This window comes from Streptomyces sp. EDA2-14, assembly GCF_054963755.1.
On sequence record NZ_JBUEGE010000005.1, the window covers coordinates 220,521 to 236,782 of the forward strand.

Here is a 16,262-nt window from a genome sequence, read left to right on the forward strand (position 1 = left end):
CCATGCGATCGAGCGCCACCCGGCGGTCCGTGCTCGCGGCCGCCCTCGCCGTCGGCGCCGCGAGCTGCACGCCGGGAACGGACGGCTCCGGCGCCGTGGCAGGCGGCGACGCGCCCGGCGGCGGAGGCGGCGTACCCGACCCGGCGAAGGCCGGGAACGTGACGCTGCGCGTCTGGGACCAGGAGACCCGCGGCGGCACCAACGCCGAGATCGAGCAGCTCAACAAGGAGTTCCAGCACAAGTACCCGAACGTGACCGTCAAGCGGGTCTCGCGGAGCTTCGACGACCTTAAGACGACGCTCAAGCTCGCGCTGTCCGGCAACAATCCGCCCGATGTCGTCCAGGCCAACCAGGGCTACCCGGACATGGTGGCGTTCGTCGAAGCGGGCCTGCTCACACCGCTCGACAACTACGCGGGCATCTACGAGTGGAACACCCGCTACCCGGCCACCCTCCTCAACCTCAACCGGGTCACCGCCACCGGCGCCTCCCGCCGCTTCGGCACCGGCCGCCTGTACGGGATCTCGCAGACCGGTGAATACGTGGGCCTCTACTACAACAGGGCGATCCTGAAGAAGGCCGGACTCCAACCTCCGCGCACCTGGGCGGAGTTCGTCGACAGCCTCGAAAGCCTCAAGAAGGCCGGGGAGCTGCCGATCCAGTTCGGCAACCTCGACAAGTGGCCCGCGATCCACACCTTCGGCATGCTCCAGGACCAGCAGGGCGCCGAGGCTGCCCGTGCCACCGTCCTCGGCCGCGGCGACGGCTTCGCCACCTCCCGTACGACGAAGGCCGCCACCACGCTCACCGACTGGCTGGACCGCGGCTACCTGCCCAAGGACGCCAACGGGCTCGGCTACGACGACGCCAACAAGAAGTTCATGTCCGGGCAGGGCGCGTACACGATCACCGGCATCTGGATGCAGGCCGACCTGAAGAAGCAGCTCGGCGACGATCTCGGCATCATGCCCCCGCCACCGGCCACCGCGGGCGGCAAGCCCGCCACCACCGGCGGCCAGGGCCTCGCCTGGTCGGTCACCTCGCGCTCCGCGCACCCCGATGTCGCGGCCGCCTACCTGGACTTCATCACCAACGAACACGCGGCCGACGTGATGACACAGAACGGTGTGCTCCCGGCGGTCCCCGGCAAGGCGGCGGACGCCCTCGACGCGAAGTCCCCCGACGGCCGGATGGTGGCCGGCTGGCGGCAGCTGACATCGGCGGACGGCCTGGTCCCGTACCTGGACTACGCGACACCCACGTTCTACGACACGTCGTCCGCGGCCCTCCAGGACCTCATCGCGGGCAAGACCTCACCGCGGAGCTTCGCCCGCACACTCCAGTCCGACTACGCCCCGTTCATCAAGAAGCAGCAGGCCAAGGCCGGTTCGGGAGCGTCGGGCACGTGACAGGAAAACGCACCTCCGCGAGCCGGGCCCCCGGCGAACCCCGCGCCGTCGGCTACCTCTACGTCGTGCCCGCGCTCGCGGTCTACGGACTGTTCCTGCTCTACCCCTTCGGTCAGGCGGTGGGCCTGTCGTTCCTGCACTGGGACGGACTGACCCGCGCCACGTCGGCCGGCCTGGACAACTACACGGCGCTGTTCACGGACCCGACGCTGCGCGCCCCGTTCGGCCACGCGCTGGTGCTGCTGGTCTTCTACGCGGCGCTGCCGGTGACCATCGGGCTCCTGCTGGCGGCGACGATGTCCCGCATCCGGGTCCGGGGCCTGACCTTCTTCCGTACGGTGCTGTTCCTGCCGCAGGTGCTCGCGATGGTCGTCGTGGGCGTGGCCTGGCGCTCGATCCTGGCTCCTGACGGCCTGCTCAACGACGTGCTGCGCGGCATCGGTCTCGGCGGCCTGGCCCGCCCGTGGCTGGGCGACGACACGTGGGCACTGCCCGCCGTGGGCGTCGTCGGCACCTGGGTGATGACCGGCCTGTGCATGGTCCTCTTCCTGGCCGGGGCGCAGCGCATTCCACGCGAGCTGTACGAGGCGGCGCGGCTCGACGGGGCGGGCGCGGTGCGGGAGTTCTTCGCGGTGACACTGCCGGGCCTGCGCGCGGAGATCGCGGTCGCCCTGACCCTCACGATCATCGCGGGTCTGCGCAACTTCGACCTCATCTACATCACCACGGGCGGCGGCCCCGGCAATGCCACGTCCGTACCGGCCTACGAGGTCTACCACCGCGCTTTCGAACTGAATCAGGTCGGCTCTGCCGCGGCCATCGGCGTGGCGCTCACCGTCCTCATCTTCGCCCTGACCGTCACGGTCTCCCGTCTCGTCGAAGGGCGCCGCGCATGACCTCCCGCATCGAGCGCACGGCCACGTACGCGATCCTGGCGCTCTTCGCGCTGCTGGCCCTCACGCCCGTCGTCGGCATCCTCTCCACCGCCTTCTCCTCCCCCGACGCGCTCGGCGGCGGCTTCGCGCTCCCGGACACGCTGCACTGGGCCAACTTCCAGCACGCCTGGGAGCGCGGCCGCTTCGGCACGTACCTCGGCAACTCGGTGCTGGTCACGGTGGTCGTGGTGGCGGCCTCCACGGTCCTGTCCATCCTGGCCGCGTACGCCTTCGGGACGATGCGGTTCCCCGGCTCGACGCTGCTGTTCTACCTGTTCGTCCTGGGCCTCACCCTCCCGCAGGAGGCGCTGGTCGTCCCGCTCTACTTCGACCTGCGGTACGTCCACCTCACGGACACCTACTGGGCGTTGATCCTCCCGCAGACCGCGCAGTCCCTCGCGTTCGGCGTGTTCTGGATGCGCACCTACTTCATGAACAGCACGCGCTCGGTGATCGAGGCGGCCCGGGTCGACGGCGCGAGCACGTGGACCACGCTGTGGCGCATCCTCGTCCCCATGGGCCGTCCCGCCATCACCACGCTGATCGTCATCACGTTCATGTGGACGTGGAACGAGTTCCTGATGGCCCTGGTCATGATCAGCGACGAGTCCCTGCGCACGGTCCCCCTGGGCCTGGCCTTCTTCCAGGGACAGCAGAGCGCGGACACGACCCTGCTCGCGGCGGCCTCGGTGCTGATCGCGTTGCCGGTGGTGGTCGTGTACGTGGCGTTGCAGCGGAAGTTCATCGAGGGGATGTTGAGCGGGGCGGTCAAGGAGTAGGGGGCGCCGTGTCAGGCACGCTCGACCTCGAAGCGGTGCTGCGGCTCATCGACGAGCTGGCCGAGTCCGACGCGGACCTGGACGTGCTGGTGGACCGCACCGCCGACGCCCTCGGACGCTCCGTCGGAGTCCGTACCGTGCACGGCGAGGTCCGTACGGCGGGGCCCGACGCTCGTCAGGCAGGCAGCGGTCCCGCCTCGACCCGCACCCTCCCCGGCACAGGACAGGTCTGGGTCGACACCGACGGCCTGGCGTTGACCGGGGACGAGACGTCGTTGCTGCTGCGGCGGCTCGGGATCGCCGCCAAGGTCGCCCTCCTGGGGCGCGTCCCGCAGGCCCGTCCCGGCTCGGACGACGGCGTGCTCCGGTCCGTCGTCGATCCCGGTGTCGACGCGGCGGAGCGGGCCCGTGCGTGGCTGCGGCTCGGGTTCGGCGATGCGTCGCTCGCCACGGTGTTCGCGCTGGTGGGGCCGCCAGGGACGGCCGCGGCATTCGTCGACGGGCTGCGGGGGCACGCGCCTGTCGTGCTGCACGCGCCCGTCGGGTCCGTCCAGTTGGTGGTCGCGAAGGACTTCCGTCCCGGCGACGTGCCCGGTGTACCGGTCGGGGCGCGCGCCGCGTTCGTCGGGCCAGGCCCCACCGCGGACGCGCCACGGGCCTGGCGGCTGGCCCGGACCGCGCTGCGGTTCGCCCGGCCCAGCACGCGGGCGCGCGGACCGTACGCCGTGGAGGAGGCGATGCTCGTCGACGGGGCCGGGCTCGGCGGGTACGCGCTGCTCGCCGAGACGCTGAGCGCCGAGCAGATCGCCCCCGTGCCCGATGTGCGACGGCTCGGCCGGCTGGTCGACGACCACGGCGACGACATGCTGGTCTGCCTCGAAGCGGTCGCCGCCACGGACTCCGTCCGCAAGGCCGCCCGCCTGCTGCACCGGCACCACAACTCGGTCGCGTACCGCGTGGAACGCGCCCAGCGCTACCTCGGGTTCAGCTTCACCGAACCGTACGGGCGCACCCGGCTCTTCCTCGCCCTGGTGCTGCGGCGGCTGCAGGAGTCCGGTGACCTCTTCCGGGCCGAGAGCACGGCGGGTGGGACAGATGGCGCGTCAAGCGAGCCATCTGTCCAATGACGCGCGTCACACCGCCTGGTGATGCTGCTGATGATCGGCCAACCGAGCCCGGCGCCCCGTCGCCGGGGAGGGAGTGGTGGTGCACCGTGCGGCAATCCCAACAGCCCCAGCAGCCCCGGCAGACTCCTCAGTACGACGCCATCGTGATCGGTGCCGGATTCGCCGGCATGTATCTCCTGCACCGGCTCCGCGACGATCTCGGCCTGCGGGTACGGGTCTTCGAGCGCGGCGGCGGCGTGGGCGGCACCTGGTACTGGAACCGGTATCCCGGCGCCCGCTGCGACGTCGAGTCGATGTTCTACTCGTACTCCTTCTCCGAGGAACTGCAGCAGGAGTGGGAGTGGACCGAGCGCTACCCGTCCCAGCCCGAGATCCTCAGGTACGCCGACCATGTGGCCGACCGTTTCGAGCTGCGCGGTGACATCGAGTTCAACACCTCGGTGCGGAGCGCCGATTACGACGGTGAGACCAACACCTGGGCCGTGACGCTCGAGGACGGTCGCCGGACGAGCGCGTCCTACCTCGTCACGGCCGTCGGCTGCCTGTCCGCCTCCCGCGTGCCGGACTTCGCGGGCCTCGACTCCTTCGCCGGGCCGACCTTCCACACCGGCCGCTGGCCGCACGAGGGCGTCGACTTCACCGGGCGGCACGTCGCCGTCGTCGGCACCGGGTCCTCCGGCATCCAGGCCATCCCGGTGATCGCGGAGCAGGCCGCCCACGTCACCGTCTTCCAGCGCACCCCGAACTTCTCCGTCCCGGCGCGCAACAGGCCGCTCGACCCCGCCGAGCAGCGCGAGGTGAAGGCCGACTACCCCGAACTGCGCGCCGAGGCCCGTGTCTCGGCCTCCGGAGTCGTCGTGCCACCGCCCCTGGGCAACGCGCTCGACATCGACGAGGCCCGCCGCACCGCCGAACTCGACCACCGCTGGACCTTCGGCGGGACGACCTTCATGGGCGCCTTCGAGGACACCTCGATCGACGAGGCGGCCAACCAGGTCTCGGCCGACTACGTGCGCGACCGCATCCGCGCCACGGTCCGGGACCCGGCCGTCGCCGAACTCCTCTGCCCCACCGACCACCCCATCGGCACCAAACGCATCTGCGTCGACACCGGCTACTACGCGACGTACAACCGCGACAACGTGACGCTGGTGAGCCTGCGGGACCAGCCGATCGAGCGCATCACACCCCACGGCCTGCGGGTCGGCGGCGTCGACCACACCGTGGACGCCATCGTCTTCGCCACCGGGTACGACGCCATGACCGGTCCGCTCGACGCGATCGACATCCGGGGACTCGACGGTGTCGCGCTGCGCGAGGAGTGGGCCGCCGGGCCCCGTACGTACCTGGGGGTCGCCTCGGCAGGGTTCCCGAACCTGTTCATGATCACCGCGCCGGGCAGCCCGTCCGTCCTCAGCAACATGATCGTCTCCATCGAGCAGCACGTGGACTGGATCACCGACGCGATCGACCACGCGCGCCGGACCGGCGTCGTCCGGATCGAGGCGGAGCGCGACGCGCAGGACAAGTGGGTCGACCACGTGAACGAGGTGGCGCAGGAGACCCTCTATCCCCGGGCCGCGTCCTGGTACATGGGCGCCAACGTCCCCGGAAAGCCCCGGATCTTCATGCCCTACGTGGGTGGTGTCGGCCCCTACCGGGAGATCTGCGACGAGGTCGCCGAGGACGGCTACCGGGGCTTCGCCCTCACCCGCGCCGCACCCCCCGGGCCGTTCGGCACCCGGCACCTGGTCGACCCCGAGATCGCGCCGCTCCTGGACGTCTTCCCGCCCCTCGGCCTCGGCCCGGACACCCTGCCGTTGGCCCGCGAGGGCTCGCGGACACCGGTACCGGACGCGCCCGATCCGCAGGCCCTGTACCCGGGCATCACGACCACCGAGCGTCGGCTGCCGGGCTTCGAGGACGGCGACCCCGAAGTCCGTGTCCTCCACTACGGGCACAGGACCCGCCCCGCGTCCACGACCACCGCCGCGCTCGTGTGGATCCACGGCGGCGGCTACGTACTCGGCACGGCCGACGCCGACGAACTCCTGTGCCGTCGCATCGCCACGGAGACCGGCGTCCAAATCGTCTCGGTCGACTACCGGCTCGCCCCGGAGACCCGGGCGCCCGGCCAGGTGCACGACTGCTACGCCGCCCTGCGCTGGGTGCACGACCAGGCAGGCGAACTCGGCGTCGACCGGGACCGGATCGTCATCGGCGGCGCGAGCGCGGGCGGCGGCCTGGCCGCAGCCCTCACTCTCCTGGCCCGCGACCGCGGGGAGATCCCGGTCTCGTACCAGCTCCTCATCTACCCGATGCTCGACGACCGCACCTCCAGCACCGTCGACGCCCACCCGCACGCGGGCGAGTTCATCTGGACGCCGGGCGACAACCGCTTCGGCTGGGCGTCCCTGCTCGGCCACGCACCCGGCGGGAGCGACGTCTCCCCGTACGCCGCCGCGGCGCGCGTCGAGTCGGTGGCGGGCCTGCCGCCGACCTACCTCAGCGTCGGCGCGCTCGACCTGTTCCTGGAGGAGGACGTCACGTACGCCACGCGGCTGATCCGCGCGGGGGTGCCGACCGAACTGCACGTGTATCCGGGGGCGTTCCACGCGTACGACCTGGTGCCGGACGCCCGCGTGACTCTGGCGTACTTCCGCGACTTCGTCGGGGCACTCGGGCGGCATGTGAACGGCTGAGGCCACGCGGGGGCTGCTCGTCCCGTCGAGCCGGACCTCGGATGTGTAGATTTCGTGGTGCGGCGTAGGTGAAATGTGGACCCGACGGGGGTTTTCCATGGAATGTGTCATCGGGTGCATCCGAAATATCTGCCCTGCGGGTACGGCTGCGCCCCAGCGCACTACCGGGGCGTAACACCCGCGTTGAAACTGCCGGGAGTTGTCGAGAGTAACGATTCTGCTGATCTTGCTTCACCCACCATTCGTTCCCATTCGTCGAAGCGGCAAAGGACACAAGGTGCGCAAGCAAGCCGGCGAGGTCGGCACGCTTCTCAGGCTGGTCGCGGACAGCAGGGCCGACGACTCCCTCATCGGGCGAGAGGCGGCACTGACCGATCTGCGGGGCCTGTTGGCCGACCACCGACTGGTCACCGTCACCGGCGCGGTCGGCGTCGGCAAGAGCCTGCTGAGCGAGGTGGCGGTGCAGCGCAGGGGGCCGTCCCGGCGGCAGGTGGTACGGGTGTCCTGGCCCGACGCGGCCGGACCGCCGGGCGCCTTCCGGGACGCCGTGCGGCAGGCACTGCTCGGCACCCCGCTCACGCAGGACGCCGCACGCGCCTCCCGGCGCCCGACCCCACGGGTGTTGCTGTTCCTGGACGACATCGACCCGGTCCACGACGAGTGCGTCGGCGTGGTCCAGCGGAGCCTGCTGCACCACCCCACGCTCCAGGTCCTGGTCACCGCCCGGCAGCCCCTCGGCCTCGGCGACGAGGCGGTGCTGCGCCTCGACCCGCTCGCCACCGAACCCGAAGGCGACGGCGGCCACTCCCCCGCCGTGCGCCTGTTCCTGGCCTCGGCCGGTGGCACGCTGCGGCGCCGGGACGCGGCCACCCTCGAACGCGTCGAGGCCGTCTGCCGCACCCTCGAAGGCCTGCCCCTGGCGGTCGAACTCGCCGCCGCGCAGCTGAAGTCGTACGCCCTGCACGATCTCGCCGAACTCGTGGAGCACGGACAGGGCTGGCTGAGCAGTCCCCACACGCGCCTGAGGCGGCACCGTTCCCTCGAGGAGGCCATCGGCGCGGCGCACACGCTGTGCACTCCGTGGATGCGGATGGTGTGGAGCCGCGCGAGCGTTCTCGCCGGGCCGTTCGGCGAGGCGGCCGCCGTCCTGCTGTGCACCGGCGGCGAGATCGCCCCGCACCAGGTGCCGGGACTGCTGACCCAACTCGCCACGCTCGGCCTGCTCCGGCACGCGAACGACCCGCACGGACCGGGCGAGCCGCGCTACCGCATGCCGTCCGCCGTACGGGAGTTCGGCGAGCACCGACTGACCGAGGCCGGCGAACTCGGTATCGCCATCGGGCGCCGGGCCGGCCACTGCCGAAGGGTCGTACAGCTCGCGGAACACCTGTGGGACCACGGCCATCAGACGCAGGCGGTGCGGCTGATCGCCGACGAGCAGTACAACCTCAACGCCATGCTGCGGCACGCGCTGACCGACCCCGACCCGCAGGCCGCGGGCAACGCCCTGGAGATCGCCACCCGCCTGTGGTTCTGGTGGGTCACGGGCCACACCCCGACCGGGCTGCGCTACCTCCTCCAACTCCTCACCCGCTGCCCCGACGACCACCCGTCGGCGGCCACCGCGTCCTGGCTCGCCGCCTGGCTCGCCTCCCGCTCCGACCCCGAGACAGCCCTCGTCCTGCTCGACCGGATCTGGCCCGGCGCCGTCCTCGACGGCGACGACACGCTGCTGGCCCGCATCGCCCACGTCCACGGGCTCATCGCCCTCTCCGTCGGCGATCCCGCACAGGCCGCCGACCTCTTCGAGCAGGCCTGCGCCCTCACCCCCGACCACACCACGGGCGGACCGGGCCGGGCCGTGTACCTCGCGGCGCTGGCCATCGCCCGGCGCGACAGCAGGCCGCGCGCCGCCCATCGCGCGGCCCTCGCCGCCCTCGCCCAGCCCGGCCTGCGCGACGACGTGTGGTCGAGCATGCGCGCCCGTTACGCCCTGGCCCTCGTCGACCACCACAACGGCCGGGCCGCCAGAGCGTGGACCCGCGCCCAGCGCGCGGTGGCCGACGCGGAATCCGCCACCTGCGCACCGCAGGCCCACGCCGCGCTGCGCTCCCTCCTCACGGTCCTGCGCACGGGGCAGCCCGCGCCGGATTCGGTCATCCCGGGACTGTCCGGATGAGGCCACGGCGCGGCGGTGGAGCGGCCCTGCAGCGGTCCGTGCGGGCCTTCGCCGCATCTTCACGTACGGGCTGACGACCCCGCTCGGATCGGGCGCAATGTCCCCTTTCCGTCCGCGGTCGAACGGGATACGGCTTTGCATGCACAGGGGCCGCGCGTGGCACGACTGCCGCCCCTCCAGCGGGCAGCGGTCGGCCCGGTTGTGCGGGTTCCGCGACGACGGGACGTATGCGGTGTGCCGCTCCGTTCACCCGTACACGGGGCGGGCGGCTGGGGCGAGTAACGCGGGCATCGTGCGGTGGCGCTGAGGGCAGTGCGGGCCGCGGCCCGCGGTCACGCCATGGCAGTCGGCTCCCGCCAGGAGGCCGCAGACCGTGGTTCCGCTCTGTATCCAAGGCGTGCGTACGCCGGATTGGTACTCCCCCCATGAATGACACCGAGCCCATGCCCCGCCAGCCGTACAACAACCCCGACCCCTACGCCCACGGCCCCGCGCCCGCCCCGGCCCCCCAGCCGGTCTACCAGGCGCCTCGCCGTGACGGTTCGGGGCAGCGGCGGGCCGCTCTCGTCGTGCAGTCGATCGGCGACGTCGCGGCCACCGTCCTGGGTCTGTGGATCGTGCTCTACCTGCTCGACGCCAACCGCTCGAACCCGTTCGTCGAGTTCATCCAGGGCACGGCGGAATGGCTCGGCTGGTGGGCGCAGGACATCTTCACCATGGACGTCGAGTGGCTCCGCATGCTGCTCAACTACGGGCTTCCGGCCTTCATCTACCTGGCCCTGGGCCACGGAATAGCCACGTGGCTGCGCCGCCTCTGAAGGCGTCACGTGCCCACGGAAGGCCCGGGCGGCTCGGTCGCCCGGGCCTTCCGGCGTCTCACACCGCTTCGTTGGACCGCGCCGCGGTGCGCAGCGGCTGCCCGCCCCTCGGGGCGTGGAGCTCCGCGGCGACCGGGGCCTCCGCGGGGCACAGCGCGATGATCGCGATGTCGTCGGTCAGGTGGTGGGTCCAGTCGCGCACCCCGTCGTCGAGGTGGCCGACGAGGTGGTCGGGGGTGCCGTACGGCGCGCGGGTCAGACAGTCGGTGAGCGGATAGAACTCGCCGGTCGAGTTCCGTGCCTCGCTCAGTCCGTCGGTGTGGGCCACGAGTGTCGCCCCGGCCGTCATCCGCACCGTGTGCGGGGTGAGCGCGACGCCGGAGCCGAGCGTGCCGAAGCCGAGCGGCAGCAGGGTCGGGACGTCGATCTCGGTGACGCCGGAGGAGGTGACCTCCAGCGGGGTGAGGTGTCCGCAGTTGACGACGTGCAGGTCCCGCGCGTCCTGCGCGGGGCCGTCGTGCTGGAGGAGCAGCGCCGTGGCGAACAGTTCCTCGTCACCGCGCGCGGAGGCGGCGCGCAGCACCTGCCGGTCCAGGCGCGCGGCGAGTTCCCCGAGCTCCGCCGTCTCGTAGGCCTGGCTGCGGAAACAGCCCAGGAGGTCGGTGACGGTCTGCACGGCCTGCAGCCCCTTGCCGCGTACGTCGCCGATGAGGATGCGGGTGCCGTACGGGGTGTGCAGGGCCTCGATGAAGTCGCCGCCGATGCCGGTGTCGGCGGTGGCGGGCCGGTAGAGGCTCGCGAGGCGCAGCCGGCCCAGGTCCTCGGGTATGGGGTGGAGCACGGCGTGCTGCAGGGTGCTCGCGGTCTGGCTCATCCGGGCCAGGCGGTCGGACTGCTCGCGCCGCGACCAGACGAGCGCCCCGGCGGCCGCGCCGAAGGCGAGCGCCGTGATGAGGGTGATCGAGTCGCTGATGCCGGTGCGGACGAGCAGGTACTGGAGTCCGGCGGCGCAGGCCACCGCCACGGAGACGGCGACGCGGCCGAGCAGCAGGGCGGCCACGGCGAGCACGATCGTGCCGACGCGCAGCAGCTGGCGCGCCTCGGCGGGTACGGGGGCGCTGTCGACGGCGGAAGTGTACGGCAGGGCCTGCGCGGCGGCGGTGCCGAGCAGGATGGAGCCGGGCAGCAGGGCGGCGCTGGTGCCGAGGTGGGGGCGTGGGACGGCGGCGAGGTAGCGCGCCATGTGCGGGGCGGCGGCCAGCATGACGCCGAAGCCGATCAGCGCCACGACGGCGAAGTCGATCGCGACCGGGTAGGCGTGTCCGCTGAAGCCCGCGTGCAGCAGCACCAGGCCGAGGGCGGCCAGCGGCAGTCCGAGCGAGGAGCCCGTCACCGGGGCGATCTCGCGGCGGCGCACCAGCAGGCAGCTCGCGGCGCCGCCGACGCCGAAGGCCGACAGGGCGAGCGCCGTCGACTCGGGGCTGCCGCCGCGCTCCGCCCCGAGCGAGGGGAGCGCCATGGCGAGTACGACCTGGATGAAGCCGAGGGCGAGCCCGGCGACCGTCGCTCCGGCCCGCAGGGTGCCCGGCACCAGGGCCGGGCGACCGCGGGACGACACCGACAGGCTGGGGCAGCGCAGCCGCGCGACGACGAGGCAGCCGGTCGCGACGAGGAGCAGCAGGCCCACGCGCGGGTCCGCCCATCCCCACACGGGGGCGAGCTGCAGCGCGGCGGGGCCGAGCACGCCGAATCCGATCAGGCAGAGGGCCCGCAGCCGGTCCGGCAGCCGGTCGCGCTTGGCCGCGGCGGGCTCGGGCACGTAGCGGTGCACGAGGGAGAGCGCGGCGACGGCCGCGACGGACATCGCGGCCATGGCGAGGCGCCAGCCCGTCGCCGAGGCGGCGTGCGGTGCCAGGTTCACTGCGAGGACGAAGCCGACGGACATCGCGGCGAGCCAGCCGCCCATCACCTTGCGCATCCGGCCGGGCAGGAACACGGTCGGCAGAAAGGCGAGGCAGCTGACGAAGACGGCGGCCAGGGCCACGGACACGACGATCCGCCCGAGCACGTACGACCAGCCGTCGAAGGCGACGGCCAGCAGCGCGCAGCCCGCGGCGAGCGCCGCCAGGGACACGATCAGGACGGCGCGCCGCCCCCGCAGGTCACCCGCGCGTCCCGCGACGACCAGGGTGAGCAGTGCCAGGGAGAGGCCCACGACGCGGGCGACGACCTCATGGCCGGTGCCGAGGCCGAGCTCGGCGTGGACCAGGGGGACGGCGGCGGAGTGCACCGCGGGTGCCACCACGTACAGGGCGGCGACGGCGGCGAGCAGCAGCCCGACCACGCGCGTCGATCCCCGTATGTCGTCCGCCGTATGCGCGGCCGCGGCTCTCGCGCCGCCGCCGGACGCACCGGTGCCGACCATGTACTGACCTCCCTGGTGGTTCCCCCTCTCCGCGCGGGCCTTCCGGCATCAAGAGTCGCCGATCGGACATGACCAACGTAAGGACCGAAAGTCCCTAAAGGTACTTTACCGACAAGAAGGAAGTTTCTGGACAGAGATCGGCAGGCCGTCCTTGGGGAACGGGAGCGAGTGGTAGTCCATGGGCGGTGTGTAGCCGGGGTCGACCGTCCACTGCCGGGTGCGCAGCAGGCGGTGCATGATCGCCTTGATCTCCAGTCCGGCGAAGTACAGGCCGATGCATTTGTGCACGCCGCCTCCGAACGGTTCCCAGGCGTAGCGGTGCGAGCGGTCCTCGCGGCGATCGGGGCCGAAGCGGTCGGGGTCGAAGGCCGTCGGATCGGTCCAGTACTCGTCCATGAAGTGGGTGAACTGGACGCCGACGAGGACGTCCGTGCCGGCCGGGATGCGCACACCCTGGACCACGGTGTCCCGCACCGCGTACCGGACCAGCGTCGGGACCGGCGCCCGCAGCCGCAGCGCTTCGCGCAGCACCAGGTCGATCGACTCCAGGCCCTCCAGCTCGGCCATCGACGGCTCGGGGCCGAGCGCGAGGGACTCCGCGCGGCAGCGCTCCTGCCACTCCGGGTGCTGGCCGAGGTACTGGAGGATCGCGGACGTGGTGACGGTCGAGGTGTCGTGCGCCGCCATCATCAGGAAGATCATGTGGTTCACGACGTCGTCGTCGGTGAACCGCTCGCCGTCCTCCGTCTCGATGTGGCAGAGCACCGAGAAGATGTCGTCGGTCCGCTCGGCGCGCTTCGCAGGGAGGTAGTGGCGCAGGAACTCCTCCAGCACCTTGCGCCCGCGGTACGCCCTGCCCCACCGGGTGAACGGCACATCGGCGCGTACGACACCGGCCGCCGCCTGCACGCAGGCGATGAACGCCTTGTTGACCCGGTCCATCTCGGCCGGTCCCGTGTCCTGCGCGCCGCCCATGAAGAGGTCGGCGGCGATGTCGAGCGTGAGCTGCTTCAGCTTCCAGTACGAGGGGAAGCTCGCGCTCTCGTCCGGCCAGCCCGCCATGCCGTGTTCGACGGCGGGGTGCAGGCGGCGGGTGTAGGCGGCCAGGCGCTCGCGGGTGAAGGCCTGCTGCATGATCCGCCGGTGCGCCTTGTGCTCGTCGAAGTCGATGAGCATCAGCCCGCGGTGGAAGAAGGGCCCGACGAGCTGCGACCACGCCGGTTCGTTGGCGAACGCCTTGTCGCGGTTCTGCAGTACCTCGCCGCAGGCGTCGGGCCCGAGCAGCATCACCGAGTTCTTGCCCAGTACGTGGAACGGGGCGACCGGCCCGTACCGCTCCCAGCCGCGCCGGTAGAGCGCCACCGGGTCCTTGGCGTACGTGAAGAGCTGGCCGATCCAGGGCAGGCCCCGGTCGTCGCGCCGCTGTGCCGGAATGGGCCGCGCCTCGACCCCGTCGAGCGTCATACGGTCCCCTCACCGTGCTGTGACTGTGGTTGCGCTCAAGGTGATCGAGGGGGCGTCACATGTCAACGGGGCGCCGGGGAAGCCGCGTTGAACCTTCACCTCACTGCGCGGGCTCACTCCGCCCTGTCGCGCCGCTGGAGCCGGGCCTTCGCCATCGTGCGCATCGCCCTGGTCCCGAGGACGCCGATCACCAGCGTGGCGAGCGGCAGGGCCACGTCCACCCACGGGTCACGGATCGGCTTGTAGGTGGCGGTGCCGTCCTTGATCTCGATGAAGCCGAGCGGCTTGGCCCCCGCGCCGCCTCCGCCTCCGCCTCCCTCGCCGTCCTTGTCCCTGGCCTTCTCGCGCCCGGCGCCGCCGCCGAAGCCGAAGCCGACCTGGGCGACCGGGACGACGGTGACGCCCTCCCGGAAGACCGGTTCCCCGAACACCGCGGCGGCGGAGGCCCGGCTGCCGAGCTTGTCGGCCAGCCGTTCCAGCAGCACGGTCGACGCGTGGGCGGGGGTGGGCCCGTCCGACGAGGGGACCACGGCCTGTCCGTCCTGACTGGTCATACGGTGCCTCCCTGGCGCGGCTTCCGGGGCGAAGCACTTCACGCTAGGCCGGAGGCCCCGGCTCCGCCACTGCCGTACCGGACCAACTCACCGCAACGGAAGGGCAATACGACGAGAGGGAGGGGCGGCAGGCACCGCCCCTCCCTCTGCGACCGACCTCTCCGACCGACCTCCGCGACCGACCTCCGCGACCGATCGCCACGACTGGCCGCTACGAAGGACCGCCGTTCGGGATCAGATGACGCCCTGCGCCAGCATCGCGTCGGCGACGCGCTCGAAGCCCGCGATGTTCGCGCCCGTCACGTAGTCGCCGGGGGCGCCATAGCGCTCGGCGGTCTCGTGGCAGGTGGCGTGGATGTCCTTCATGATGTGCGCCAGCTCGTCCTCGACGCGCTGCGCGGTCCACGACGTACGGGCGTGGTTCTGCGCCATCTCCAGCGCGCTCACCGCGACGCCGCCCGCGTTGGCCGCCTTGCCGGGACCGAACGCGACGCCCGCCTTCTGGAAAAGGTGCACGGCCTCGGGCGTCGTCGGCATGTTCGCGCCCTCGGAGACCGCCTTGACGCCGTTGCGGATCAGCGCGTTCGCGGCGTTCTCGTCCAGCTCGTTCTGCGTGGCCGAGGGCAGCGCGACGTCTGCGGCGACGTCCCAGACGCTCCCGCCGGGCACGAACCGGGCGGAGGCGCCCCGGCGTTCGGCGTACGCGTCGACGCGGCCTCGCTCGACCTCCTTGATCTGCTTGAGCAGTTCGAGGTCGATGCCCTTCTCGTCGACGACGTAGCCGGAGGAGTCGGAGCAGGTGACGGGGTTGGCACCGAGGGCCTGGAGCTTCTCGATGCTGTAGATCGCGACGTTGCCGGAGCCGGACACGACGGTCGTCTGACCCTCCAGGTCCTCGCCGCGCTCGCGCAGCATCGCCTCGGCGAACAGGACGTTGCCGTACCCGGTGGCCTCCGGGCGAATCAGCGAGCCGCCCCAGCCCTGCCCCTTGCCCGTGAGCACGGACTCCCAGCGGTTGGTGATGCGCCGGTACTGGCCGAAGAGGTAGCCGATCTCGCGGCCGCCCACGCCGATGTCGCCCGCGGGGACGTCGGTGTGCTCGCCGATGTGCCGGTACAGCTCCGTCATGAAGGACTGGCAGAACCGCATGACCTCGGCGTCGCTGCGCCCGTGCGGGTCGAAGTCGCTGCCGCCCTTGCCGCCACCGATGCCGAGACCCGTCAGCGCGTTCTTGAAGATCTGCTCGAAGCCCAGGAACTTGATGACGCCGAGGTTGACCGAGGAGTGGAAGCGCAGGCCGCCCTTGTACGGGCCGAGGGCGCTGTTGAACTCGACGCGGAACCCGCGGTTGACGTGCACCCGGCCGTGGTCGTCCTGCCACGGCACCCGGAACATGACCTGCCGCTCCGGCTCGCACAGCCGCTCCACGAGCCCGGCCTCGGCGTACTCGGGGCGGGCCTTGAGCACCGGCGCGAGGGGCTCCAGGACCTCGTGCACGGCCTGGTGGAACTCGGGCTGGGCGGGGTTGCGCTGTTCGATCTCGGCAAGGAGGTTGCCGAGAATGTCCTGCGTGTTGGATCGCGTCGTCACAGAAAGCCTTTCGGGCTCGGCAGTCGCCATTTCCTTGCGGGTGCGGCTCGCTCGGGTCCGGTCGTTCGATGAGCGCGCGGCGCCATTGCCGTGCGTGGGACAGGTGCAAGTGTTACGCGCATGTAAATGCCTTGACCAGTGCCATCCGAATTCCGGACGGTGCGGAAGGGACACACGGGACGGACGAATGACACCAAATCGGCACAACTAGCGCTATATCGAACGGCGAACCTCGGGCTTCCGGGAGCGCGGAACGGTGGGAGAGAATACGGCCCTGGCG

General features: G+C 71.8%; 11 protein-coding genes. 7 read left to right on the top strand and 4 right to left on the bottom strand.

The window, feature by feature from the left end; all coding sequences use genetic code 11:
• Positions 1-2 precede the first annotated feature (2 nt).
• From ACY34M_RS16525 to ACY34M_RS16555, 7 genes are all read left to right on the top strand, one after another.
• Positions 3-1,409, top strand: a complete 1,407-nt coding sequence (locus ACY34M_RS16525; RefSeq protein WP_462717010.1) for an extracellular solute-binding protein — start codon at positions 3-5, stop codon at positions 1,407-1,409.
• Positions 1,406-2,305, top strand: coding sequence for a carbohydrate ABC transporter permease (locus tag ACY34M_RS16530; RefSeq protein WP_462717009.1), 900 nt, complete (start codon positions 1,406-1,408; stop codon positions 2,303-2,305). Before ACY34M_RS16525 ends, ACY34M_RS16530 begins: the two co-directional genes overlap by 4 nt.
• Positions 2,302-3,123 carry a carbohydrate ABC transporter permease gene (locus ACY34M_RS16535; RefSeq protein ID WP_462717008.1) on the top strand — a complete coding sequence of 274 codons (822 nt, stop codon included), beginning with the start codon at positions 2,302-2,304 and terminating at the stop codon, positions 3,121-3,123. Before ACY34M_RS16530 ends, ACY34M_RS16535 begins: the two co-directional genes overlap by 4 nt.
• An 8-nt stretch (positions 3,124-3,131) precedes the next feature.
• Complete coding sequence (locus ACY34M_RS16540; protein WP_462717007.1) at positions 3,132-4,250, top strand: helix-turn-helix domain-containing protein; 1,119 nt, start codon at positions 3,132-3,134, stop codon at positions 4,248-4,250.
• An 86-nt stretch (positions 4,251-4,336) separates the two neighbouring features.
• Positions 4,337-6,952 (top strand): flavin-containing monooxygenase, encoded by a 2,616-nt coding sequence (locus ACY34M_RS16545; RefSeq protein ID WP_462717006.1) that lies wholly within the window; start codon positions 4,337-4,339, stop codon positions 6,950-6,952.
• 277 nt (positions 6,953-7,229) lie between these two features.
• Positions 7,230-9,131, top strand: a complete 1,902-nt coding sequence (locus ACY34M_RS16550; protein WP_462717005.1) for an ATP-binding protein — start codon at positions 7,230-7,232, stop codon at positions 9,129-9,131.
• A 425-nt stretch (positions 9,132-9,556) separates the two neighbouring features.
• Positions 9,557-9,949: a hypothetical protein gene (locus ACY34M_RS16555; protein ID WP_462717004.1), complete on the top strand. Its 393-nt coding sequence runs from the start codon at positions 9,557-9,559 to the stop codon at positions 9,947-9,949.
• Between the two features lie 58 nt (positions 9,950-10,007).
• On the opposite strand, the gene ACY34M_RS16560 is transcribed toward ACY34M_RS16555, so the two are convergent.
• The 4 genes from ACY34M_RS16560 to gdhA all read right to left on the bottom strand — a co-directional run bounded on the left by ACY34M_RS16560 (position 10,008) and on the right by gdhA (position 15,982).
• Positions 10,008-12,374, bottom strand: coding sequence for an MFS transporter (locus tag ACY34M_RS16560; protein WP_462717003.1), 2,367 nt, complete (start codon positions 12,372-12,374; stop codon positions 10,008-10,010).
• Positions 12,375-12,479: 105 nt separating this feature from the next.
• Positions 12,480-13,838 (bottom strand): cytochrome P450, encoded by a 1,359-nt coding sequence (locus ACY34M_RS16565; RefSeq protein ID WP_462717002.1) that lies wholly within the window; start codon positions 13,836-13,838, stop codon positions 12,480-12,482.
• Between the two features lie 113 nt (positions 13,839-13,951).
• Positions 13,952-14,392, bottom strand: coding sequence for a spore germination protein GerW family protein (locus tag ACY34M_RS16570; protein ID WP_462717001.1), 441 nt, complete (start codon positions 14,390-14,392; stop codon positions 13,952-13,954).
• A 234-nt stretch (positions 14,393-14,626) separates the two neighbouring features.
• Positions 14,627-15,982, bottom strand: coding sequence for an NADP-specific glutamate dehydrogenase (gene gdhA, locus ACY34M_RS16575; protein WP_462717000.1), 1,356 nt, complete (start codon positions 15,980-15,982; stop codon positions 14,627-14,629).
• Positions 15,983-16,262: the final 280 nt, after the last annotated feature.